The following is a 22442-nucleotide window of genomic DNA, read 5'->3' on the forward strand; positions in this document are numbered from 1 at the left end:
TTTGTGGAGTTATACCTATACTTTGAGATACTTTATAGAATTTTCTTACAACGGGAAGAATTATTTCGGCTATCAGATACAGCCGGATGCTATTTCCGTACAGGAAGAACTGGAAAAAGCGCTTTTCACCATTTTAAGAGAAGAAATTAAAACCACAGGTGCCGGAAGAACGGATACCGGTGTTCATGCTAAAAAAATATTTGCCCATTTTGATACGGAACAAGTCGTAAATGATGATCTTCCCCGCAGATTGAACAGCTTTCTTCCTCCCGATATTTCCATTAAAAGGATATTCCCGGTGAAGGATGATTTTCATGCCCGTTTTGATGCTACGTACAGAACCTACGAATATTATATTTCACTGGATAAAAATCCGTTTACACAGGAATCGGCATGGCAGCACTGGAAAAGATCAATTGATATCCATGCGATGAACGAAGCTTGTAAAATTTTGTTTGAATATGAAGATTTCACGAGTTTTGCAAAATTAAAAACCGACAACAAAACCAATATCTGCAAAATATATAAAGCGGAATGGGAACAAAGCGGAATGGACCTGAAATTTACTGTTTCAGCCAACCGCTTCCTGAGGAATATGGTTCGGGCTATTGTGGGAACAATGGTAGAAATAGGAACAGGAAAACTGAAGCCGGAAGATCTGCGTAAAGTGATTGAAGATAAAAACCGCAATGCAGCGGGAACTTCTGCTCCTGCCCATGGGTTATATCTGGTGGATGTGGGCTATGAATTTTAATAAAAACTAAAAACAAAATAATAATCATGTTATCAATTTTTATTCTTATCGGTGCTTACCGATATTATGCACAACTGGCTGAAAGATTTGGAAAAACAAAGTGGCAATACGGTCTTATGGCTATTGGTATTTATCTGGGAACTCAGATTATCTTAGGTTTCAGCTATGGATTTTATCTGGCTTCAACAGATCCTGAATCATTAGACGGTGTAAATTATACAGGCTTTTCCGCAATCAATATGGTAAGCTGGCTGATTTCCATTGTGGCCGTTTGGGGAGTTTATAAATTTCTGGAAAATAAGCTTTCCAAAGAAACATTTAAAAAACCAACAATTGATATTGATGAAATAGGCAGAACTGCCGATCAGTAGAAAGAACAGTGTTTCCCTTTTCGATATCAGGAATTAAGATTATTTTTAAATAGTCAGGTCATCCCAACAGTATGGCTGAAACTGATAAACTGGCTCTATTGATAAAATGCTTTTCTGGAAATTTAAAAAAATTGCAGGAGCTTATAAAGATCCGGATAGTATTGTGAATTTTAATGTATTCTAAGGAAGAAGTCATTTCATCTGCGGGGAAAGAAACCGGGGGAAGTGGCTGCTTATGTTTCAGACTGGCTGCCAAAAAATGCTTAATATATTCATATTGTAAATCATAGGTATCTGAAATTTTCTATAACGATTTGTTGAAGTTGTAAAGGCTGGCAATTTATAAAGTCTTATTTTTGCATAGAATTTTATGTTAATTCTTTCTTCGATTCGTACAATGAAAAAACAAGATACCTGGGGGATTATAAAAAGGCTGTTCTTTATCGGAATGAAGTTCCGTTCATGGTTCATCTTTACCCTTGTAATTTCCATATTCCTTTCAATTGTTTCTACTTACAGGCCTTATCTTACGATGCAGGTAGTGGATAATGACATTACAAAGCTGCATGATAAAGCTTTGATGATGAAGCATATCTATATTCTGGTGGGATTGGTATTTGCAGAAACGGTTTTAAATTTCTTTTTGGTTTATTTTTCCAATTTTATCTCACAGAATGTAATCAGGGATATCAGGGAGAGACTATATGCTAAATTGATCTATTTTAAAACGTCTTTTTTTGATAAAACTCCTATAGGGCAGCTTGTAACACGTGCGGTAGGAGATGTGGAAACGATTGCTACTGTTTATACAGACGGTTTCCTGATGGTTTTCGGGGATATTCTGAGAATTGTGTTTGTATTAATCATGATGTTCAGTACCAATGTTCATCTGAGTTACATTACCCTGGCTATTTTACCGTTGATGGTGATCATTACAAGATTTTTCCAAAAAAGGCTGAAAAAAGCATTCGGGGATGAAAGAAACTGGACGGCCAATCAAAACTCTTTTGTACAGGAAAGATTAGCCGGAATGCCTATTATTCAGGTATTCAACAGACAGGAATCTGAATTTAAGAAATTTGATGATATCAATATCACGCTGAAAGATGCCTTATTAAGAACAGTATTTATATTTTCTCTGTTTTTTCCGGTAGTGGAACTTATTTCTTCATTGTTCATCGGGTTCATCCTTTTCTATGGAGGGTATATTACAATCAGTGCCGGGGTGGTTATTGCTTTTATTCAGTATATTTCAATGTTGATTCGTCCTTTAAGACAGATTGCTGACCGTTTCAATAATATTCAGCGAGGAATTGTAGGAGCAGAAAGAGTATTGGGATTGATGGATGAAGAAAATTCAATGCCCAATACCGGAATTGTGAAAAAAGATCATTTCGACGGAAAAATTGAATTCAGAAAAGTACATTTTGCTTATGATGAAAAGCAGGAAGTATTAAAAGGAATTGATTTTAAAGTAAATCAGGGAGAAACAGTAGCAATTGTAGGTGCTACTGGAGCAGGGAAATCTACCATTATCAGTTTAATTACAAGACTTTACGATATCAATTCGGGAGATATTCTGATTGATGATGTGAATTTGAAAGATTACGAATTGTATAATCTGAGAAGCCATATCGGAGTTGTTTTACAGGATGTTTTCCTTTTCCATGGAAGTATTTTTGAAAATCTTGCTTTCGGAGATGACAGCATTACGCTGGAAAAAATCAAAGCTGGAGCGAAAGAGATTGAAGTCGATCAGTTCATTGAGCAGCTTCCAGGCGGCTATGATTATGTAGTGAGTGAAAGAGGTTCGTCAATTTCTTTGGGGCAGAGACAGCTTCTGTCTTTCCTTAGAGCTTATTTATCAGATCCTAAAATACTAATTCTGGATGAAGCAACGTCTTCCATAGACCATGAAAGTGAAAAGCTAATTCAGAGAGCAACAGAAAAAATTACTAAAAACAGGACATCCATTATTATTGCGCACAGGCTTTCTACTATTGAAAAAGCAGATAAGATCATCGTTATGGAGCATGGTAAAATTGTAGAAGAGGGTAAACATCTGGATCTTTTAGACAAAAACGGTTATTACGCTACTCTTTATAAAGCCCAGCTTCGCCATGAAGTAGAAATGGAAGAAGAAGAAAAATCATAGGCTATAATAACCAAAGACTTTTCTAAGAATCTTTAGTTTTAATGAAGATTATCACGCAGATTATGGTAATTTATGCTGATCAATCTGGAAGATTGACACAAGCTGCAAAAATCTGCGTGAGATATAACTTTTAAGATCTTTTAAAACTACAAAAAACAAAATTCTGAACTGTCCCAAAGGGCGTGGTATGATCTTCTGTAATACATTTTATTTTTTTGAAACTTTTTTCAAATTTTGCAGAGAGTGATGCTTCATCATATTGTTGAATATCCAATCCGCTGCATTTAGTAGGACCGTTTGTAGAAAAAGTTCCTACAATCATAAAATTATTGACATTCTTCTCGGCAATATCAATATATTTTGAAACCTGCTCCGGAGTGGTCAGAAAGTGAAAAGCAGCTCTGTCATGCCATATGTCATAAGTTTCTGTAGGTTCGAAAGCTGTGATGTCTGTTGCCATCCATTTTACTTTACCTGCAGCTGCCCCAAGCCTTTCCTTTGCTTTTTCCAAAGCTTTGGCTGAAATATCAAGCACCGTAATATTTTCGTATCCTTCTTCAATAAGAAAATCTACAAGATTGCTGTCTCCACCGCCAATATCAATGATTTTGGCATCTTTACCCAAACCGGTAGAGTTGATAAAATCAAGGGAGGTCTGAGGTTTCTCCTGGGTCCAGCTTACCTGATCAGGGTTTTTGGTTGTATAGACATTTTCCCAGTGGTTTTTGTTGTCAGAAGAACTCATAATTCTTTTAATTGATTATTTATTTCTTCAAATTTATTAATTAATTCATCAAGTTTAACCTGTTGCTTTTTGATTGTTCTTGGCCTGAGATAAAACCAATTGAATCCTATCCATAAAAAAACCGCAGCATAAGCAATGACTGAAGAAAATAATGACATTTTGGAGGCATATTCATACATGTAGAAAATAATCCCGATGAACAGCATGATGAAATAAATGTTGAGCATGGTGGTATGCATAAATTTCTGTTTACTCTTTACCACATATAAACTTTCGAGATATTCATTATTTGATTGTGTCTCATCAATTTTATAGAATACCATGAACATTTTGTTGTAGGCAAGCAGGAAGATGATCATGGCCAGAACGACAAGTACAAGTCCTATTTTTGTACTGATCATTTGAGGCTGATAACGATACCAGATAAAAATAATGACGAATGAAGTTGTAATTAATGCTATGTTGGCGAGAATCAGCTTACGCAGATTTTGGGTTCTGAATTTTTTCAGTTTACCGAGAAGCTCTTCCAGATTAGGTTTACTTGAAGTCTGCTGTTTCCATATATTTTTAAAATCAATATCCATTTTCTTTAAACTTTTGTGTTAATTTTTCTTTTATCCTGTGAATTTTCACCCGTATGTTAGATTCTGAGAGCCCTACGATATGAGCTATTTCCGCTTGTTTTATTTCTTCAAGTTCTAAAGAAATAATAATCCTGTCTGTTTCCGGGAGCTCGGAGATAAACTGATAAAGCATCTGTATCTGAGGTTCCAGAGATTCCTGTTTCTTTTCTTCCAGATTGATGGGAAGATCTGTTTTTGTAAATTTTTTTTCTTTTTCAATCTGTCGGAGACAATTATTGGATGCTATTCTGAAAATCCAGGTACCTATACCAGATTCATTTCTGAATTTAGAAAGCTGCTGCCATACGATAAGGAATGTTTCCTGAGCAAGATCCTGAGCGAGATCCGTATCATTTACATATCCCATACACAAACGGAATATCTTCTGCCAGTAGAGTTCATATATCTCTTCAAATCCCATTATTTTGCAGATAAAAAGTTATTAAGCTGGTTAAAATACCATTCTTTATCGTCATACATGATGAAGTGTAGCCCTTTTGAAGCATATTGCATATTGGCATTCTTTAGATTCTTGTACTGGTCTTCAATGGTGGGTTTTAAATTTACAAAAAAGGCTTCCAGTAAAATAAGAGAAGGACATTGGATATTTTTTATTTTCTCTCTGAGATCTGTATTGGAAAAATCACAATACATTTTTGCAAATGTTCTTCTGTCCGATTTCATACTCCAGCTAACCACGGTTTCCTGCATTGAAGTATCTGCCAGTAGGCGGGGAATTGCCTGAGTTTGCATCTTACGGAACTGTTCATTGTCCATTGCCGTTAGTTTATTGATTGTTGCCGAACAGTCATTGTTTTCTTTAGACGTAAAGTTCGGATCAGAAATTGCAGCAAGGCAGGGCAGCGTATCTACAATGATAATTTTCCCAACCAATTCAGGATAATCTGCTGCTATTGCAAGGGCAAGGCCTCCTCCCATACTGTGCCCGATGATTACCGGTTTTTCAATTTTATTTTCTTTGATATAAATAGCAATTGCTTCTTCCCAATCTTTAAAGCTGGCATCAGCCTCCGGTTTTATTCCGGCAAATCCGGCCATTGTTAAAGTATAGCAAGTAAAGTTTTTTTCAAATTTTGCAGTGGTTTCATTCCATACCTCTCCGGAAGAAGCAAACCCCGGAATAAAAATTAAAGATTGATTTCCTTTTCCTGTTTTCTTCACCTCGAAAGGATAAGTTTTTTTCTGACCGAATATATTGCATACCGCTAAAAAGAATAACATAAGAATAAGAAGGAATGTGAATTTTTTCATGATTTCTAAGGTTTTAAAGTTTATTTGTCTTTTAGAGACGAACCTTGAAAAAATGTTACACTAAATTTTATTTTTTTTTGAAAAAATATTTACACTTCTTTAAAACCCTTATGGTTAGGGTGAAATTTTTGGAAATTTATCAACAATAAAATTGATAACCCTATCAATCTCCTATTTTTCCGTAGAATGTACTCACATCGAAATATAGCCCAGGAATTTTATATAGCCCTTTTTCAAATTCGTGGTAGTCACATTTTCCTTTCATACTTTGTGATTTTGTTTCCATTTGAAACCTGTTCAAAAGTACATATTCATCAGTAACAGAAATGACATGAAAGCCTGTTTCGCAGGTTAACCCATCACCGGAAGTAAGAACAGCACTCAATAAGCCGTGGAAATTTCCTGCAATCTTTTTTGCAGTGCTATCATCATTATTTAAATGGTAGAGATAAGCGAGGTAATTCATAGTCCGCAAATCCAACGGATTTTCATCCAAAGCATCCAGAAACAGCTGGATTCCTTTCGAAAGATCTTTTTGTGAAATGCCTTCACCACGATAATATTTGGCTACCTCTTCAGCCTTTTTCCCAGTTTTATACGGTTTATATTCTTTTTGAAAGGTATATCCGAAGTAAAGGTGGCGATATTGATTGCTTGTAAGAAGCGTGTCATTCTCTTTTAATCTTCTTAAAAGTTTTGGGTAATAGAATTCGGAGCTTTTATCCTCAATGTTTTTTTGAATTAAAGAATAATCAGGGGCTTTGAATTCCAGTTTCTGACCTTTTACAAAAGACAGAAGAACGAAAAGAAATAGCGAGAAAAAGACTTTGATATTCATAGTTTTTGTAGGCGTGCTGCAATTTTTAATAAGGTTAAAAATACGGAATATGTATTAATAAGAAAAAATAGAATGGTTATTAGTAAAAAAAACAATAAAATACTGATAAACTGATATGTAGTATTAATAAATTTACTAACTTTATTCGGAAATTGAGACACAACCCCTACCATAGGTGGGGGCTCAACAGTAAAAAAACATTTTTAATTAAAATCCCAAAATAATAAATGAGTAGTAATATCCAAGATGAATTTAAGGTCTTTAAAGACGAGTTGAGAAAGTTGAATATCGAAGTACAGAAAGTGGTAAAAGTAGGGAACGGGAGTATGGATTTCCACGAAGTTTTCTACAAATCGCCGAGGTATGAAGAGGTAAAAAGCGTATATGTTCAGCGTCATAATCTGGACACTATGATAGAAAAATTTAAACAAGCTTATCATTAAGAAATAGACCGATCGCCGCAGAGAATCTGCGGCGATCGTTTTTTATAGCATTTTATCATATCAATCTTTATCCAGAGTTGAGGTCTTTTTAGTATCCTTCATTCCGATATAAACAATCAGAGAAAAAAGAATACATCCTGTAATATACCAGTAAAAGTATTCTTCAGAACCAATCTTTTTAAACCAAAGTGCAATATATTCCGCAGTACCTCCAAATACTGCTACCGTAACGGCATAAGGTAATCCCACGCCAAGAGCTCTGATTTCGGAGGGAAAAAGTTCTGCCTTTACTACTGCATTAATAGAAGTGTAGCCACTCACAATAATCAACGCAGCCATAATCAGAAAAAATGCACCCCACATAGAAGTGGTAGTACTTAACGCTGTGAGAAGAGGAACAGTACATAAGGTTCCCAGAATTCCAAAGCCTAAAAGAAGCGGCCTTCTTCCGATTTTATCAGATAATCCTCCAAAGACAGGCTGAAGACAGGCAAATATGAATAATGAAACAAACGATATCAACGTAGATTCTTCCTTTGTAAGATGTACGGTATTGACCAGGAATTTCTGCATATAAGTGGTATAGGTATAAAAGGCTAAAGTTCCGCCTAAAGTTAATCCCACAACCGTAAGTAAAGCTTTAGGATGTTTAAGAAGTTCTTTTACCGTACCTTTTTTCTTATCATTAATTTCTTTCTTATTCTCAAAAGCTTCCGTTTCATGAAGATTGGCCCTCAGATATAATGCAATAATGGAAAGCAAAGCTCCAATAACGAAAGGAATTCTCCAGCCCCATTCTTCAAGCTGTGTCTCCGTTAGTAATAATTTCTGTAAAATAAGCTGAATTCCCAATGCAATAAGCTGTCCTCCAATCAATGTTACATATTGAAAGCTGGAATAAAAACCCCTTCTGTCCTGTGTTGCCATTTCGCTGAGATAAGTGGCGGAAACACCATATTCACCACCTACACTCAGCCCCTGAAGCAATCTTGCAAGAAGGAGCAGTACCGGAGCAAGAATACCTATTGTTTTATAGGTTGGTGTAAGCGCAATCAGTAAAGAACCAAAGGACATTAATAGCACAGAAAGTGTCATCGCTTTTTTTCTTCCGATCTTATCAGCAATACTTCCGAACATCCATCCGCCAATAGGCCTCATCAGAAAGCCTACGGCAAATATTCCTGCAGTATTCATCAGCTGTGCATTGAGATCGGAATCCGGGAAAAAAGAATGAGAAAAATAAATGGCAAAAGCTGCGTACGCATACCAATCATACCATTCTACAAGGTTTCCGATAGACCCTCCTATGATTGCTTTTATTCTTTGAGTAGTGCTGATAGCCTGTGAATTCATATTTTGCTCTTTACTATTTTAATTTGACATTGTACGAATTTGATCACTCATAATAAGACTGACAAAACTAATTTGGTCGGCATTATGATTATCTTTCAGCTGCTCAAACCATACATGCTGTACAGATTCCGGATCTTTATCAAAATTGTTATTCTCAATTTCCTTTTTTAGACTTTCCGTGAATACTGCAAATGCTCGAAGGAAATTGTCTCTATATTTCTCAGATTTCTGTATGGTTGGAAAATGGAAATTAATTCCGGATGTTTTAGAGATTGTCATAATCATTTCTGCATCTTCCGGACCGTTGATCAGAATTTCATCATAGTCAGGAAGGGCAACACGAGAATCATTTTTATTAAGTCCCAGCGCAAATCCCAGTTTTCCCAGAATATATGAATAATAATCTGCACAATTACTGTAATAGCTGGAAATAGAAGCAAATGCCGAAGAATCCGGGAAAGAAAAGTCAGAGTTGTTGCTCCACCACATTGAATATGTTTCATAGTTCCGGTCACTGTGCTTTTGTTTTTCGGGATTCATACTGAAGCAACTTTCATTAAGACCTTCAAAAGGAATGGTAATTTCTCCTGTTTGCTCTACCGTTTCCGGATCTTTCTGAGCATAGTAGATGACATCTTTGAAACCATCTTCCATGAATAATTTTTTCAGCTCCTGATGATAAGCAGCAGAGGTAGGTCTTTCAAATAAAAAAACCGCATACTTTTCAAAATTATCGATTACAATTCCATTGGTCTTAATAATTCCGCCTGACGAAAGCTTTTCTACACAACAAGTGGTAGCATACTGTTCTTTAGAATCAAAAAAGCCTCCGGAATAGGAAGAAAGTACTTTCGTTCCGACCTTTTTTGATAGGCCTTCGTTAATAGCACCCAATAAAACCAGAGAATTCACCATAAACATCCTTCTGTCAAATACGGCTTCCTCTTTATTACTGTCAAATTTATGAGTGAAGCTGACATTACTGGATAAGAATTCATCCGTAATTTCCGGCCAGTGTGATGGAGCATTGGTGAAAAAAGGATTTCCTTTTTTAGACTCCTCAGTAGTATTTTTTTTGCTATTGTGAGGTTGTTGTTGTTGTTGTTGTTGTTGTTGTTGTTGTTGTTGTTGTTGTTGTTGTTGTTGTTGTTCCGGGGCTTTTTGTTTTTTTACACCGAATAATTTTGAAAAGAAACTCATGTTTTTAGTTTTAAAATAAGCAGTGTAAGATACAAATTTCAGAAAATAATTAAACCGTCCTGAAAAGAACGGTTTAATGATATAATGTTTTAATTTTTTAAAATCTGTATCCCAGAGACAGCCCGCTTCTGAAGCCTGCCCACGGTCCGTCTACTTTTATTCTTGCTCCATTGGCATTGGTTTCCACTGTATATTTCACAAAAGGAATATCCAGTTTTTCTATTTCCTTTTTAAGTTGTGCCTGCATGTCAGGAGTAAGCAGATAATCACTGGTCATGGTGAAATCACCCTTTCCGCTTCCGTAATGGGCACCGGCTATCCAGAAATCAAGCACGAGATTCTGGCTTCTGGTAAGGAAGAATTGTACTCCTACCATCAATCCTCCACTATTTCCTTTGGTATCTCCCTGTCCTTTAAGCGGGACTTGGTAGGTAATTCCATTTGGACCATTATAATCATAATAGAAATCAAAAGTATTGGACGAAACATCAGAATAACGGTAATAGGGAGCAAAATAAAATCCTTTTCCATAACCATGACCGATATAGAATCTCGGTTCTATCGTAAAGTTCGTAGCTCTTACCCTAAGATTTTGGAATCGTTTTTCATCCTCATCTTTCAGAAATGCATTGATGAAAGGAACTTTTCCCTGAGGCATTGTTCCAAAACCGATGTTCAGTGAGAACCATTGGTTGATTGCTCTTTCATAAGATAGATTGATGTTTCTGAACGCATAGGCGGTAACATTGGTTTTGATGATGTTCAGTTTTTCCGTGGGGGGGTTCTCTGTTTCCTGCGCATGGAAGGCGGAAAACAGGAAGCATGAAATGAATAGGACTGCTTTTTTCATGACTTTATATTTTGTGGTGTAAAAAAATAATCAGCAAAAAACGGGCTGAATTTAACATAATAATTAAATTTTATTGGAAAAAGATATTGATAATTTATTATTGTTTGCAAAAATAAATGTAATAGATATCAGAAATAGATTGTCATAATGGTATAATCCCATTTTCTGATATGAAAAAAATGATATATGGTCTTTTCCTTCTTTCCGGAACTTTTATGTTTTCACAGGAGAAGAAAAATGATAGTGCAGATGTTCCGGCAGCAAAAGAAATCCAGGAAGTTATTTTAAAAGCACAGCGTAAAAAACAGTTTGCAGATAAAGCGGTTTATACTTTTGACAAAGAAGCATTAGAAAAGGCACGTTATGCAAAAGATCTTTTGCGTACCCTTCCGGAATTACAATTGGATCCGGTTGCCAATACCATTACCAGCACAAAAGGAGGAACTACATTATTCCTTATTAATGGGATTGAAGCAACAGATCTGCAGATCCGAAGTGTTGCACCCAGTGAAGTGGTAAAAGTGGAGTATTATGATATTCCGCCTGCCAGATGGGCAACCAGGGCGGATACGGTGGTGAATATACTGACCAGATCCACAGAAACGGGATATGTTTTCGGAGCTGATGTATCAAGTGCTTTAAATACAGGGTTTGTGAACGGTTCGGCTTATGCCAATTATACCAAAGGGAAAAACGATTTCGGACTTGAGTATTCTCTTAATCTAAGGGATTATAATGACAGGAGAGTGAACAGTATTTATGATTATCAGCTGGATGGAAAACATTACCGTTCAGATGAGAACAGAAAAGATCATTTTGGATATACTTTCCAGAATATCGCATTGCGCTATACCAGATCGGTTCCTGATGATTATGCTTTTCAGGCCAAGCTGAATATGGACATTTTCAGCAGATTCTCAAAAGGAGTAGGGCAGAGTGTTTTTACGGAAGATAATACCAGAGAAGATCATGCAATGTTTAAAAATAATAGTTCAGACTATGTAATTCCTAAGCTTGATCTTTATTATTCCAAAAAGATGGGTGAAAGAGATGAAATCAGTATTAACCTTGTGGGTTCCCATTACACTACCAATACTTCTGAAACCGCCAAGGAATGGATTATAGGTTCCGGGGTTTCGGTATATGATAACGACATGGTTTTGAAAGCAAAGCAGACGAGTATTGTAGGGGAACTTGCCCATACTCATGATTTTACATCAGGAAAACTGTCATCCGGATATCGTATTTCAAGATCTTCCATCTCCAATGATCTGAATAATCTTGCCGGCTATTCTCAATACAGCGTTAATTATCTGGAGCAGTATTTTTATACAGAATATTCAGGGAAAGTGAATAAGTTCAGCTATCGCTTAGGAGCGGGGCTTACCAATATTCACAATAAAAGTGCAGAAAATACTTTTGATGAATGGACTTTTACTCCCAAAGTGATTCTGGCTTATCAGCTCAAGAATAATCATAATTTACGTTATACAGGAAGTTACAATCCGGTTAGCCCATGGAGTAATGCTTTGAGCAGTAATGTAGTGCAGCTGGCTCCGAATATTGTACAACGGGGAAATCCTTTCCTTGAATCTCAACAGGTTTTCTCAAATAGTCTGACATATTCTTTTAATAATAAGTATTTTGATTTCAATGCAGGGTTATTCTACCGCTATACCAACAGAGTGATCAATCAGTACTATGTTCAGGATGATATGTTGGGAGGATATGCATTAACATATGAAAACGGGAAAAACGGACAGAGATACGGCATACAGCTTACAGGTTCTTATAAGCCTTTCGGGAATAGTCTGCTTGTCATAAAAGCGGTAATAACACCTACTTCGGAAACGGTAAGAACAAGTAAGGGAGTATTAATCAAGAATGATTATCTGGGGAATTTTTTTGAACTCTCTTCAGAATATAAATCTTTTTCCGTTCAATATCAGTTTAACCTGCCTGTTTATAGCCTTAACGGAGCATTTCTTAATACCAATGAGAACCAGAATCATATTTTTATAAGCTACAAACATAAAAACTGGACGTTTTCCACGGGAATGTACTGGATCGGGATGCCTTCTGAATATAAAACGAAAAGCTTGCCGGAAAGCTTGGTTGATTATAAAGTCCACACGCAGATTATGAACAATAAGTCAATGTTTATTTTAGGGCTAAGCTATGATTTTTCCAAAGGGAAAAAAACTGAGATTCAACGTAAGCTAAACAATGAAACAGCTCCGGCTGCTACTTTTTAAATGTGATATTGAGTGGTTATAAAAATCCCCGCTCATTTGTAGGAGCGGGGATTTTGCTTTTATTATTTCTTGATGAATTTCGTATTCTTGCTGTCACCAGCATTTTTTCCACTGACTTCAATAAAATAAGAAGCAGGAGGAAGGTCTGAGATCTGAATATTCCCGGATTTCATATCTGAAGTTTTAATCAGCTTTCCATCCAGACTGTAAATATTAGCTTTGGTATAATTTTCAGTATTTCCTTTAAAACCAATAAAATCCTGTGCCGGATTTGGATATACAGTAAGGTTTTCTTTTTTTACAGCATTGCTGATGGCCAGAAAAGTTTCACTTAATGCCTGTGCACTTGATGTAGATTGGTTAATTCCAAGTAAAGGGACGCTGATGTTTCCGTTAGTAGTGTTTAGTAACGCATATCTGTGAGATGCATCATAATAAGCATATGCTGTATTGGTTACAGCTCCTATCGGATTTGAATAAGCAATATCAAAGGATGCATATAGATTAAAATTCTGAGTATATTTTACTCTAAGAACATTGCTGTACGTTTGATTTCCTACAATCAGTGTTCCATATGCGTCAGCCTGAGTAGACAGGGTTCCGCTGAACAACCCATTGGCAACAGATGAGGAAAAAGTTCCTTTAGCATTATCGTTTTGAGCAGGCCCGTAAGCCGTAGGATAATTATTATAAGTTCCGTTATCTACGGAAAAATTTAAAGTGGCCTGCGGATTAACAATTCCTGTAATTTCCAGTTTGGTTGCAGAAGCTTTATAATAGATGGTTGTAGTTCCGTCAGCCATTTTTATGGTAGTTCCCGGGAAAGTACTGATCTCAGTAGAAGTAGGAGCAGAATAGGTAGTTTGTGAAGCCGCTCCCATTGTAAGACTTCCATTTGAAAATGTAACATTTGCTCCTAATGCAGAATTGTCTACAGTTCCATTCACCGCATTATAGTTGACAACATCTCCGGAGATCGGATCGTTGGATGCTTTGGTAAGTGTGATTTGTGCTGAGAAAACTGCGGAAGTTCCGAGTAAAATGAGGAGAGTTTTTTTCATGGTCAATTTTTTGTTAAAATTAATTAAAAATAGTATTTAATTTTAATTTAACTTGTTTTTAATTAAATATTTAAATAAAACAGCCGGCTGATAAGTTCAGCCGGCTGTTCTGTGCGTTCAATAGATTAAAGTTTAGTTGCTGAGGATTATTTTACGATATGCGTAAATATCCTCAATGGTAACTACGCTCATTCCTTTTTTTATGGCAAAATCAACAATCTCAGGAAGTCTTGCCATAGAACCATCCTCATTAGTCAGTTCACAAAGCACGGCATCATCTCCAAGATTGGCCATTTTTACAAGATCTACACTGCCTTCCGTGTGGCCTCGTCTCTCAAAAACACCTCCTTTTCTGGCAATCAAAGGGAAAACGTGTCCCGGGCTTGCGATATGTTCTGCCTGAGCATCTGATGCTACTGCTGTTCTAATCGTTGTTACACGGTCTTTTGCAGAAACTCCGGATTCTACACCTTCTCTGGCTTCAATAGAAATGGTAAATGCAGTCTGATTTTTTGAATTGTTGTTTTCCACCATCGGACGAAGGTTGAGGTGGCGGCTTTTTTCTTCAGAAATACACAGGCAGACAATGCCGCTGCATTCGCGGATTAAAAGTGCCATATCCTGTTCTGTAATAGTGGATGCGGGAAAGATGATATCACCTTCATTTTCACGGTTTTCATCATCTACTAAAAGAATCCCTTTTCCCTTTTGTAAGGTTTGAAGTGCTTTTTCTACACGTTCTGCGGAGGTTGCTCCAAATTGTTCTAATAATTTTTCCATGTTATTTTACTTTTAAAAGTTAAAATAGTCTTCGGTACATGGAAATGAAATACGACACAACAAGAACCCATAAGGAATCTTATTGATCATCTCATTTTCTTCTCCCATCCAGACTTTAACTGTCGGTTCCGGAATTTCACCAGATCAGTCCCTTCAATTGAAAGGAGTCGCGGACTGTAACCGCCGGTAGGGAATTTCACCCTGCCCCGAAGAAAACTTATACTAAGTTTTGCTGTATGTTGTAATTTAAATTTTTATTTCATTGAATCGATTTTAACGCACAGACTGCTAATTTCGGGAAGTTTTTTGAAATGAAAAAAGAATTGTGGAGAAAATAAGAACATTTGGTATTTAAGAGCAAAGAATTAAAATAAACTGGTATTTAGGAAAGGCAGTTCTTCAGGTTGAGGATGATTTCTTATATCGATAAACTTTCTGAATTCAGGAGAATCATCACAAAAAATAATATCCAATGTAAAACGGTTATTTCCATACAAACCTCTATGGATCATGTTGGCAGAAAAAATAAGCAGGTCCCCTCTGTTAAGGGGAACTTTTATTCCGGTATCAAGATCATCACAGGGAGTTCTCCCATTCATCGAAAGTCTTGTTTCCAGTTCTTGCGGCGTATCCCACTTTCTATGAGTTCCAGGAACAAGTTCAATCCCGGGCTCAGACCGAAAAGGAATTCTGAAATGGAGTACGTTTTGTGTTAAAATACTTTCTTTCTGTTGTTCCATATTCATTTCTGTGTATTGAATATCCCGATGCCAATAGTTGTTTTGTCTCTTGCTGAGTGGATCAAAAAACAACTGGGTATTCAGGAATACCGCTTTACGAGGGAAAATATCACTTACGATATCTGAAATCTTTTTTTGAGAAATAAATTTAAAAATAGCCAGTCTTTCTTCATTACTGATCCATTTGCTGGAAGTAATGCTGTGGCTGTTAATGGCTCCGGATTTATATTGAGAATCATTAGCCTGCAGCCATGTCTTATGGAATCTGGTAAGAATACTTTCCAGGTGCTGTAATTCTTCTTCGGAAAAAATATTTTTTAAATAAATATATCCGGATTGATGATAAGAGTCTTTCATTTTCTTAGAATTTTGTCCATTGATTTTCCCTTTGCCAGTTCATCAATAAGTTTATCCAGGTAACGGATATTTCTCATGAGTTCATCTTCAATTTCTTCCACACGATATCCACAGATCATTCCTTTTATTAATGAAACATTAGGATTCATGTGAGGGGCCTGATCAAAGAAGATTTTAAAATCTGTTCTATTGTCTATTATCTGCTGTAAATCTTTCTCATTATATCCGGTCAGCCAGAATATAATCTCATGAACTTCTTCTCTGGTACGTCCTTTTTTCTCGGCCTTCTGAATATAGTGGGGATAAACACTGGCAAAAGCAGTTGTAAAAATTCTGGTATTCTCCATAGCTTTATTGGGGATGAAGATTAAACCAGCTTTTTAATAACCTGATCCAATATGATATTGAATTCTTGTGGTTTCTCCAACATTGGATAATGACCAACTCCTTCAATAGTTACATAATCATAGTTTTTCAGGTATTTCCGGTTGCCTTCCAGGTTGGTGGGAGAATCATCAGAATTGATAGCAATGACTGGGATCTGCATTTTTTCTGCAAATTGGTTAAAGTCAGTTTTGTATAAAGGTCTGAGAGCATTGATTGCCATTTCAGGTTCATTCTGAAGGAATTCTTTTTGTATTCTTTCTTTTACTGCCAGCGGAGTTTCCTCTGTAAAAAGAAATTGAGGAAGAAGGTTTTCCACAGCATATTTGTAATCCTTGCGGTATGGGGTAAATAATACTTCTTCAGCTTGCTCTTCCGTGAATGATTCCTCTAAATTTTTCAGGGTATCAATGAGCACAAGGGCTTTTACCTTTGGGATTTGTAAAGAAGCCTCCAGAACATAAGCTCCCGACATGGAGTGTCCTACAAGTATAATTTCCTGTGAGTTGATGGCATCTGCTACCGCTTTTATATCATCTGCATATCCGGCGCTTGTCCAATCCTGTCTGGAAGAATCTGATTTTCCGTGCCCGGCCAGATCCATCTGTACCATATGGTATTGGTCTTTGAAATATTCCTGTTGATCATTCCACCACTCTGTGTTGCCAAGCCATCCGTGAATAAAGATTAATGAAGTGTTTCCGTTTCCGGATTCTTTGTAATGAATTTTCTGGCCGTCTGAGGATACTGCATATTTTTCCATTGAATTAATTTTTGATGAGGTGTATTTTCAGTTGATAAAGAAAGGTAATAATTTTATTTGAAAGAAATTCGTTTTTCATGATAACCATCAATGTTTATTGTACTTTCCTTTAATAAAAGAGGATTGAGATTTCCCGTTTTTTCTGCTGTAAATTTAAAACTCATAATACTTAACTTTTCATGAGGCCGGGAAAGTTGTTCTTTTTTTACGGAATAATTTCCATCCGGGCTGATTCTGATTGTATCACTCGCTTCTTCAATAAAAGTCTGTACATTTTTATCCTGTTTATTTTCCAGTTCAAGACTTTTATAAACATACAGCATATTCACATCATGCAGTTCTGACCAATGAATGGTAAAATCCTTGTCTAAGGATGCCGGATCATTGGCAATAATCTTTTTTGGATTGCTTAGTTTTAATGTGGGAACACTTCCCAAAAAGAACTTTTTACCGTTAGCCAGTTGCATTTCCAGCTTATATTGTCCATTTTTAGGAACTACATTCTCAATACGGTAATAGTAATTCAGAGCATAAGAAATATCATGTATAATCTTATACTCAACTTTTTGTTGATTAACCCAAATTGTAATGGCATCACTGCCTATTCTTTTTCCATTTTTATCATATAAAATGACCGAAACTATATTATCCTGCTGATTAGACAGACTTTGGTAAATTTCTATTTCTGCCTGTATCTGGGAAACATCAGTAATGGTTGAAGCGGGAACCGGCCCGGAACAAAAACTCAGCAGAAAACTGCTGAATAACATGAGAAGAACAGAGATGATCTTTTTCATAATCAGGAGATGTGATTTTGTGTAAGTTAAATTACAAAAATGTATCATAACAGAAATGAGGAATTGATGATTTATCCTTCTTTATAATTTTGTAGGTGCTGTTAAAAAAGTTTTCCCCAAAGTATTTCTTCATTGTGGATAACTTTTTTAACGTGTTCATTAAATCATTAAATAGAGTATCCAGAGATAAGAATAAGTGGGGATAAGTTATTCACATTAGTTTTCCACAGTATTTTTGAATGTTGAAAATAATAAAAAATGGATATGTATTTTAAATAATTGAATAACAGTAGTTTGTGTGATTTGTTCTGTTAGATTAAAAACTTATCCATAGTTTATCCACATAGAATATAGTCAATAAAAAACTTATCCACATTTTTTTATACATTGTGGAAATTGAATAAATTTTATTTTAATGTATTGTAAATTATCTAGTTATTGTAATTGAAAGGGGATAAATTATGTTCTATTTCAGGATATTGTGGATAACTATATAAAAAGAATATAGAATACGGGCAAAACTGTTCTTTATGATCTTGAAAACTCGAAATAAAATGATCTAAAAGATTACTGTTTATCCTTATAAATATTCCAGAAGTTAAAATCTGTCATAGGGGCGTCCGTAATTCCTACGTTTCTGCCCATAGTTACAATTTGTCCTCTATGGTATGTTCCGTGAAGAATAGCATGCTGGATATATTCATATTTTGAAAAATCTCAATGGAACCATTGAGATTCAATTTTTACATTTTTGGACAGATCTTCCTCGGAAAGGGTTTCCACATAATCCACCAGCTTTTGTGAATTATTTTTTATCGCATTAAATACTTCTTCTTTACCGGCTGCTGCAGTAGTTTTTTCAAAATCGAACTCGTTGTTTTCTGCAATGTGGCTCCACCAGTATTCCTGGGTCTGCCAGATGTGGTGTAACGTTTTTAAAATGGTGGGAAAACTTGAAATGGTTTCCTGGTTAAGCTGTTCGTCTGATTTTGTAGAAAGCCAGTCGATGTATTTATTGACTACCCAGTTATTGTACTGAACACTTTTGGTTACTAATGTTTTTAAGCTCATACTATTAATATTTAATTGGTTTTAAGAGAATGGTTATAGTCCGAAATGACGGTCTTTGCTTGTGTTTTCAGGATTAATGAGGGCCTTGTTGCTATAAGTTGCCGCTTCAAATTCACTGATATTCACCGAAACAAAGGAGACATCGGGAAGCAGTTCTGAAAGCCGGCTGCTGATCTGCTTTGAAAGCGCTGCTTTTTGTTCAGTATTCCGTCCTTCCATAATGTGCCCGAAAACATGCAGAAAACTTGTCTTATGGTTTCCTAATCGGTAATACTCATAGGGCTGAAGCCTTACTTTAATATCGTTCGGTGCAAATAAACCGGTTGATTCTGCAACTTCATATACAGCATTCATGATTTCATCAGGAGTTTTCTCCTGAAGAATATTCTGTGAGCATTCTATGATAAAGTGAGGCATAAAAAATAGGGTATGTGTTGATTTTGAGTGATATAAAAATAAGAAAAATATAAATCCGTTATCAAAATAAAAACCGCTCTTTTTACGGAACGGTTGAAAATTTATATTTATTGAGCAGATTTTTTAATACTGTAATGAGGTTTTACTTTATTCGTCATATCCAGAACAATATCATAACTGCCGTCTTCCTCTATCTGAAAATTATAAGCATCCATAGCAATATCTTTACCGTCATTATTCAAACCGAAATTATAGCTCCAGTCATTGTCAGCTCTGAATTTGAATCCTCCTTTTTTCAATGTACAGTTGTTAAGAAAATAAAGATCCGGATTTTTAGCATCGGTCTGGAGTGGAATGTCTTTGCCGTCCCAGCCGGAAGGAGTCGCATCTCCTATCATTCCCCATGAAATATTTCCGGTTATCCTTTTCCCTGTTTTTACTGTCCCATCCCGAAAGTGGATAACAAGTGAGTTTATTGCTCCTGTTTCATCAGGCTGAAATGTAAATGTGAAGTTTTTATCTAACTGATATAAAGTATCCGAAATGGGTAATAATGAATATTGCGAATAATTTTTTTCTCTGAAGATCAGCAATCCGTCTATACTATCAACAAAGAAAGTGGTATTTCCGTCCGAATAGATCCCGGCTAGTTTTTTTTGATTCTGAGCGTCAGGCTTTCCGGTCTTTGGAATACTGTAAGGTTTATCATAAAGTATACTTTCAATCTGAGGAATAATGAAATCCGTATGTGATAAATTAGAATTTGAAAGTACAATAAGGCAGATGTCGTCATTCAATACCCTGTAATATCTGCTTCGATAGCCCGGCCCGCCGCCATCATGGCCAACTCTTTTTTTTCCAAACAAATCCGAGGTATCAAATCCCAATCCATAATGATCGTTGAGGTAAGGTGTAAACGCTTTATCAAGAGTTTCTTTTTTCAGAATCTTATCATTTTTCAGTGCTTCATTGAAGGTAAAAAGATCTTCAATGGTAGAATACATGGCTCCTGCTGCAAAAGGATGATCAGTTTTAAAACGTAGTGCTTCGTTGGAAAGATGGGTGGATAAGAATTCATATCCAAAAGCTTTGTTCTTATTGGTAACACTATTGAAATGGAATCCGGTGTCAGCCATTTGTAACGGTTTTAAAATATAATTTTCTATGGCTTTATCGTAGTTTAAACCTGTAACTTTTCTGATGATATATCCAAGAATATAATATCCGGAATTGGAATAATCCCATTTTTTGCCCGGTGAAAAGTTCAATGGTTTTGCGGAAATATATTGTATAAATGTTTTTTCATCTACCGTATACTCAGAGTTTGTTTCATTGGGGATTCCCGAAGTATGGGAAAGGATATTGGCTAAGGTGATGCTATCTCCTTTTGGAAAGTCCGGATAATATTTAGAGAGCTTGTCGTTCAGAGACAATTTTCCCTGTTCTTCCAACTTGAGAAGAACAATTGCAGTGAACATCTTTGTTGTTGAAAAAATTCTGTAAAGACTTTTGTTGGTATTCTTTTCTTTTTTAGGACCATTTCTGTAGCCATAACTTTTTTCGAAAATAATTTTTCCTTTTTCAGCAATAAGAACAGATCCGCTGAACTGGCCTGCACTTTCATAGGTTTTTAATAATTTTTCAATTTGTTCGGTTTTTTGGGAAAAAACAGGATGTACCGCCAATACTAACAGAAGGCAGGTTAAAAGAGTTCTCATGTATTTTTTTTTAGATAAGACAATTGCAGAAGGATTGGTATTACATGCTGTTAAGTAAGTCATGTTTGAAATAGGTAGTTTTTTAGGTTTTGTTTTAGTCCTATATTTCTTTAATTCTATTGATAATCATATCTGCTATTTTTATTTCAATGGTATCAGGGATGGTGGATTATTATGAAGTTATTCTTTCGTATAGTTTTGTTTTCTTAAGTCCGAAATTATTAATTCTAATTGTTGGTGATTCTATTTCCCATGAAGGAAGATGGTTGGAAAGCTGATCTGCCAGTTTTATAATTCCCGGGGTCACATCATTGTCAAATTCATAGCTCTCTGTATCAGTAATAATTTCCAGTCCGGATTGGTATTCGTTAAACATAGACGGAATTCTGAATGAATATACAGAAACAATTTCCTCCCATTTTATCAATTTTGTTGATTTTTCTTGTTTGATGTAAAAACCATTATCCGTATACTGAAAAATCCCGTCATGCTCATGTAGTTTATCTGTTTCTTTTTCAATGTGTTCATAGCTTTTATCTTCAGGGAAGTAGAGCTTTGCAGCTGAAAATATAATTACCAGGAAACACAGAAAAATAATAGAAAAGGAAATATTTTTACTGTCAAAAACAGGATAATTAAAAAGCGTCAGAAGTAAGAGCAGGACACTTGTCACAATAATTATTTTCATGTTAAATTTTTTCAAAATATTTACCCTTGAACTGATACCGGACTCTCTCATCGGTAATTTTAGAATCATCAAGAATTAAAGGGATACTGATGATCTTCTCCTTAGGATTATACTGGATTTTCAAATTATCGAATGTTTTAAGACTTACCGGATGAATTCTGTTGGGAGAAGCTGTAAAATCCAGTTCAAAATCCAACTCATTCTTGATGCCTGCCGGGGTTTTGATCAATTGAGTATTGCTGTTCAGTTTTTCGTTTTCAATGGAGAAAACTTTTAGTGTATGATAAGAAAGTGCATTACTGTATATCGTTGTATTTTGTACAAGATAATATTTCTTATTTTGTGATGGGAGATCATTGATCTTGTAATACATGGACTCCGGGTCCTGTTCCATATCACTTTCTGAAATTTCAGAGTATACCTTCTTATTGGATTCGTACTGAAATACATTTCTGTAAAAGCGCATCGTTCCTCCGGTTTGAGTATCCCACGAATAGATCCTGAATTTCCCATCTTCTGAAGAGCTTATAAACAAACCGTTTTTTCTGAGTGATTTGAAATTGTATCTTAAACTTTCAGGATTGGAAGCGGTATAGTAATGTAGTAATTTCTCAAACTTTCTGTTCGCTGCATAAAGAGAATCATAGGCGGATGGGTTCTTATTGCTGACAGCATCATGCCAGTACTGAATTTTTTGAAAAGAATGATCCAGCTTTTTTTCAACAATGGAAATGTTTTGATCAGGTACGCTGCAGGAAGCTGTTATGAAGAGGATAATTCCCAATGCTTTTTTCATGGCTGTGAAGT

The 22442-nt window shown here is 35.7% G+C and carries 23 protein-coding genes, 1 pseudogene and 1 riboswitch; of the genes and pseudogenes, 5 read left to right on the forward strand and 19 right to left on the reverse strand.

The window, feature by feature from the left end:
* The first annotated feature begins 22 nt into the window (after positions 1-22).
* The 3 genes from truA (at position 23) to F3J23_RS00680 (ending at position 3280) form a co-directional block, all read left to right on the forward strand.
* Positions 23-754: a tRNA pseudouridine(38-40) synthase TruA gene (gene truA / locus F3J23_RS00670; protein ID WP_167022563.1), complete on the forward strand. Its 732-nt coding sequence runs from the start codon at positions 23-25 to the stop codon at positions 752-754.
* A 26-nt stretch (positions 755-780) separates the two neighbouring features.
* A complete protein-coding gene (locus tag F3J23_RS00675; RefSeq protein WP_167022566.1) occupies positions 781-1125 on the forward strand; it encodes a hypothetical protein in 345 nt (114 codons plus the stop codon).
* A 397-nt stretch (positions 1126-1522) separates the two neighbouring features.
* Entirely contained in the window at positions 1523-3280 is a 1758-nt protein-coding gene (locus tag F3J23_RS00680; RefSeq protein ID WP_167022569.1) for an ABC transporter ATP-binding protein, read from the forward strand.
* Between the two features lie 130 nt (positions 3281-3410).
* On the opposite strand, the gene F3J23_RS00685 is transcribed toward F3J23_RS00680, so the two are convergent.
* From F3J23_RS00685 to F3J23_RS00705, 5 genes are all read right to left on the reverse strand, one after another.
* A complete protein-coding gene (locus tag F3J23_RS00685; protein WP_167022572.1) occupies positions 3411-4025 on the reverse strand; it encodes a class I SAM-dependent methyltransferase in 615 nt (204 codons plus the stop codon).
* Positions 4022-4609 carry a hypothetical protein gene (locus F3J23_RS00690; protein ID WP_167022575.1) on the reverse strand — a complete coding sequence of 196 codons (588 nt, stop codon included), beginning with the start codon at positions 4607-4609 and terminating at the stop codon, positions 4022-4024. The genes F3J23_RS00685 and F3J23_RS00690 overlap by 4 nt, the downstream gene beginning before the upstream one ends.
* Positions 4599-5069, reverse strand: coding sequence for an RNA polymerase sigma factor (locus F3J23_RS00695; RefSeq protein ID WP_167022578.1), 471 nt, complete (start codon positions 5067-5069; stop codon positions 4599-4601). The genes F3J23_RS00690 and F3J23_RS00695 overlap by 11 nt, the downstream gene beginning before the upstream one ends.
* Positions 5069-5920, reverse strand: a complete 852-nt coding sequence (locus F3J23_RS00700) for an alpha/beta fold hydrolase (RefSeq protein ID WP_167022581.1) — start codon at positions 5918-5920, stop codon at positions 5069-5071. The genes F3J23_RS00695 and F3J23_RS00700 overlap by 1 nt, the downstream gene beginning before the upstream one ends.
* Positions 5921-6083: 163 nt before the next feature.
* Positions 6084-6758, reverse strand: a complete 675-nt coding sequence (locus F3J23_RS00705) for a DUF4919 domain-containing protein (protein WP_167022584.1) — start codon at positions 6756-6758, stop codon at positions 6084-6086.
* A gap of 227 nt (positions 6759-6985) precedes the next feature.
* Here F3J23_RS00705 and F3J23_RS00710 point away from each other — a divergent pair, with 227 nt between their 5' ends.
* Positions 6986-7201 (forward strand): hypothetical protein, encoded by a 216-nt coding sequence (locus F3J23_RS00710; protein ID WP_167022587.1) that lies wholly within the window; start codon positions 6986-6988, stop codon positions 7199-7201.
* A 60-nt stretch (positions 7202-7261) separates the two neighbouring features.
* Here F3J23_RS00710 and F3J23_RS00715 read toward each other — a convergent pair whose 3' ends face one another.
* The 3 genes from F3J23_RS00715 to F3J23_RS00725 form a co-directional block, all read right to left on the reverse strand.
* Positions 7262-8554, reverse strand: a complete 1293-nt coding sequence (locus tag F3J23_RS00715) for an MFS transporter (RefSeq protein ID WP_167022590.1) — start codon at positions 8552-8554, stop codon at positions 7262-7264.
* Between the two features lie 18 nt (positions 8555-8572).
* Entirely contained in the window at positions 8573-9754 is a 1182-nt protein-coding gene (locus F3J23_RS00720) for a hypothetical protein (RefSeq protein ID WP_167022593.1), read from the reverse strand.
* A 97-nt stretch (positions 9755-9851) separates the two neighbouring features.
* Positions 9852-10604, reverse strand: a complete 753-nt coding sequence (locus F3J23_RS00725) for a DUF3575 domain-containing protein (RefSeq protein WP_167022595.1) — start codon at positions 10602-10604, stop codon at positions 9852-9854.
* A gap of 170 nt (positions 10605-10774) precedes the next feature.
* Here F3J23_RS00725 and F3J23_RS00730 point away from each other — a divergent pair, with 170 nt between their 5' ends.
* Positions 10775-12859 carry a TonB-dependent receptor plug domain-containing protein gene (locus tag F3J23_RS00730; protein ID WP_167022599.1) on the forward strand — a complete coding sequence of 695 codons (2085 nt, stop codon included), beginning with the start codon at positions 10775-10777 and terminating at the stop codon, positions 12857-12859.
* A 62-nt stretch (positions 12860-12921) separates the two neighbouring features.
* On the opposite strand, the gene F3J23_RS00735 is transcribed toward F3J23_RS00730, so the two are convergent.
* The 11 genes and pseudogenes from F3J23_RS00735 to F3J23_RS00785 form a co-directional block, all read right to left on the reverse strand.
* Positions 12922-13920, reverse strand: coding sequence for a T9SS type A sorting domain-containing protein (locus F3J23_RS00735; RefSeq protein WP_167022602.1), 999 nt, complete (start codon positions 13918-13920; stop codon positions 12922-12924).
* A 132-nt stretch (positions 13921-14052) separates the two neighbouring features.
* Positions 14053-14700 carry a 3,4-dihydroxy-2-butanone-4-phosphate synthase gene (ribB, locus tag F3J23_RS00740; protein ID WP_167022605.1) on the reverse strand — a complete coding sequence of 216 codons (648 nt, stop codon included), beginning with the start codon at positions 14698-14700 and terminating at the stop codon, positions 14053-14055.
* A 92-nt stretch (positions 14701-14792) separates the two neighbouring features.
* Positions 14793-14918, reverse strand: a riboswitch (FMN riboswitch).
* A gap of 147 nt (positions 14919-15065) precedes the next feature.
* Positions 15066-15797, reverse strand: coding sequence for a phytanoyl-CoA dioxygenase family protein (locus tag F3J23_RS00745; RefSeq protein WP_167022608.1), 732 nt, complete (start codon positions 15795-15797; stop codon positions 15066-15068).
* Positions 15794-16144 carry a DUF2200 domain-containing protein gene (locus F3J23_RS00750; RefSeq protein ID WP_167022611.1) on the reverse strand — a complete coding sequence of 117 codons (351 nt, stop codon included), beginning with the start codon at positions 16142-16144 and terminating at the stop codon, positions 15794-15796. Before F3J23_RS00750 ends, F3J23_RS00745 begins: the two co-directional genes overlap by 4 nt.
* Before the next feature lie 20 nt (positions 16145-16164).
* Positions 16165-16944, reverse strand: coding sequence for an alpha/beta fold hydrolase (locus F3J23_RS00755; protein ID WP_167022614.1), 780 nt, complete (start codon positions 16942-16944; stop codon positions 16165-16167).
* Positions 16945-16997: 53 nt separating this feature from the next.
* Entirely contained in the window at positions 16998-17741 is a 744-nt protein-coding gene (locus tag F3J23_RS00760) for a hypothetical protein (RefSeq protein WP_167022617.1), read from the reverse strand.
* 567 nt (positions 17742-18308) lie between these two features.
* Positions 18309-18812, reverse strand: a pseudogene (locus tag F3J23_RS00765) (DinB family protein).
* A 33-nt stretch (positions 18813-18845) separates the two neighbouring features.
* Positions 18846-19229: a 5-carboxymethyl-2-hydroxymuconate Delta-isomerase gene (locus tag F3J23_RS00770; protein WP_167022620.1), complete on the reverse strand. Its 384-nt coding sequence runs from the start codon at positions 19227-19229 to the stop codon at positions 18846-18848.
* A gap of 107 nt (positions 19230-19336) precedes the next feature.
* On the reverse strand, positions 19337-20947 hold the full coding sequence (locus tag F3J23_RS00775) for a serine hydrolase (protein WP_167022623.1): 1611 nt from the start codon (positions 20945-20947) through the stop codon (positions 19337-19339).
* Between the two features lie 172 nt (positions 20948-21119).
* On the reverse strand, positions 21120-21635 hold the full coding sequence (locus F3J23_RS00780) for a hypothetical protein (protein WP_167022626.1): 516 nt from the start codon (positions 21633-21635) through the stop codon (positions 21120-21122).
* A 1-nt stretch (position 21636) separates the two neighbouring features.
* Entirely contained in the window at positions 21637-22431 is a 795-nt protein-coding gene (locus tag F3J23_RS00785; protein ID WP_167022630.1) for a hypothetical protein, read from the reverse strand.
* Positions 22432-22442: the final 11 nt, after the last annotated feature.

The sequence above is a fragment of the Chryseobacterium sp. Tr-659 genome, from assembly GCF_011752975.1.
Taxonomy (GTDB): Bacteria; Bacteroidota; Bacteroidia; order Flavobacteriales; family Weeksellaceae; genus Chryseobacterium.

What these genes read in the sequence shown, in the direction of transcription:
- F3J23_RS00710 (WP_167022587.1), top strand. Translation starts at nt 6,986, where the DNA reads ATGAGTAGTAATATCCAAGATGAATTTAAGGTCTTTAAAGACGAGTTG.
- F3J23_RS00690 (WP_167022575.1), bottom strand. Translation starts at nt 4,609, where the DNA reads ATGGATATTGATTTTAAAAATATATGGAAACAGCAGACTTCAAGTAAA.
- F3J23_RS00720 (WP_167022593.1), bottom strand. Translation starts at nt 9,754, where the DNA reads ATGAGTTTCTTTTCAAAATTATTCGGTGTAAAAAAACAAAAAGCCCCG.
- F3J23_RS00675 (WP_167022566.1), top strand. Translation starts at nt 781, where the DNA reads ATGTTATCAATTTTTATTCTTATCGGTGCTTACCGATATTATGCACAA.
- F3J23_RS00755 (WP_167022614.1), bottom strand. Translation starts at nt 16,944, where the DNA reads ATGGAAAAATATGCAGTATCCTCAGACGGCCAGAAAATTCATTACAAA.
- F3J23_RS00730 (WP_167022599.1), top strand. Translation starts at nt 10,775, where the DNA reads ATGAAAAAAATGATATATGGTCTTTTCCTTCTTTCCGGAACTTTTATG.
- F3J23_RS00700 (WP_167022581.1), bottom strand. Translation starts at nt 5,920, where the DNA reads ATGAAAAAATTCACATTCCTTCTTATTCTTATGTTATTCTTTTTAGCG.
- F3J23_RS00760 (WP_167022617.1), bottom strand. Translation starts at nt 17,741, where the DNA reads ATGAAAAAGATCATCTCTGTTCTTCTCATGTTATTCAGCAGTTTTCTG.
- F3J23_RS00745 (WP_167022608.1), bottom strand. Translation starts at nt 15,797, where the DNA reads ATGAAAGACTCTTATCATCAATCCGGATATATTTATTTAAAAAATATT.
- F3J23_RS00685 (WP_167022572.1), bottom strand. Translation starts at nt 4,025, where the DNA reads ATGAGTTCTTCTGACAACAAAAACCACTGGGAAAATGTCTATACAACC.
- F3J23_RS00715 (WP_167022590.1), bottom strand. Translation starts at nt 8,554, where the DNA reads ATGAATTCACAGGCTATCAGCACTACTCAAAGAATAAAAGCAATCATA.
- F3J23_RS00680 (WP_167022569.1), top strand. Translation starts at nt 1,523, where the DNA reads ATGAAAAAACAAGATACCTGGGGGATTATAAAAAGGCTGTTCTTTATC.
- F3J23_RS00780 (WP_167022626.1), bottom strand. Translation starts at nt 21,635, where the DNA reads ATGAAAATAATTATTGTGACAAGTGTCCTGCTCTTACTTCTGACGCTT.
- F3J23_RS00775 (WP_167022623.1), bottom strand. Translation starts at nt 20,947, where the DNA reads ATGAGAACTCTTTTAACCTGCCTTCTGTTAGTATTGGCGGTACATCCT.
- F3J23_RS00705 (WP_167022584.1), bottom strand. Translation starts at nt 6,758, where the DNA reads ATGAATATCAAAGTCTTTTTCTCGCTATTTCTTTTCGTTCTTCTGTCT.
- F3J23_RS00785 (WP_167022630.1), bottom strand. Translation starts at nt 22,431, where the DNA reads ATGAAAAAAGCATTGGGAATTATCCTCTTCATAACAGCTTCCTGCAGC.
- F3J23_RS00725 (WP_167022595.1), bottom strand. Translation starts at nt 10,604, where the DNA reads ATGAAAAAAGCAGTCCTATTCATTTCATGCTTCCTGTTTTCCGCCTTC.
- F3J23_RS00735 (WP_167022602.1), bottom strand. Translation starts at nt 13,920, where the DNA reads ATGAAAAAAACTCTCCTCATTTTACTCGGAACTTCCGCAGTTTTCTCA.
- F3J23_RS00770 (WP_167022620.1), bottom strand. Translation starts at nt 19,229, where the DNA reads ATGCCTCACTTTATCATAGAATGCTCACAGAATATTCTTCAGGAGAAA.
- F3J23_RS00695 (WP_167022578.1), bottom strand. Translation starts at nt 5,069, where the DNA reads ATGGGATTTGAAGAGATATATGAACTCTACTGGCAGAAGATATTCCGT.
- ribB (WP_167022605.1), bottom strand. Translation starts at nt 14,700, where the DNA reads ATGGAAAAATTATTAGAACAATTTGGAGCAACCTCCGCAGAACGTGTA.
- F3J23_RS00750 (WP_167022611.1), bottom strand. Translation starts at nt 16,144, where the DNA reads ATGGAGAATACCAGAATTTTTACAACTGCTTTTGCCAGTGTTTATCCC.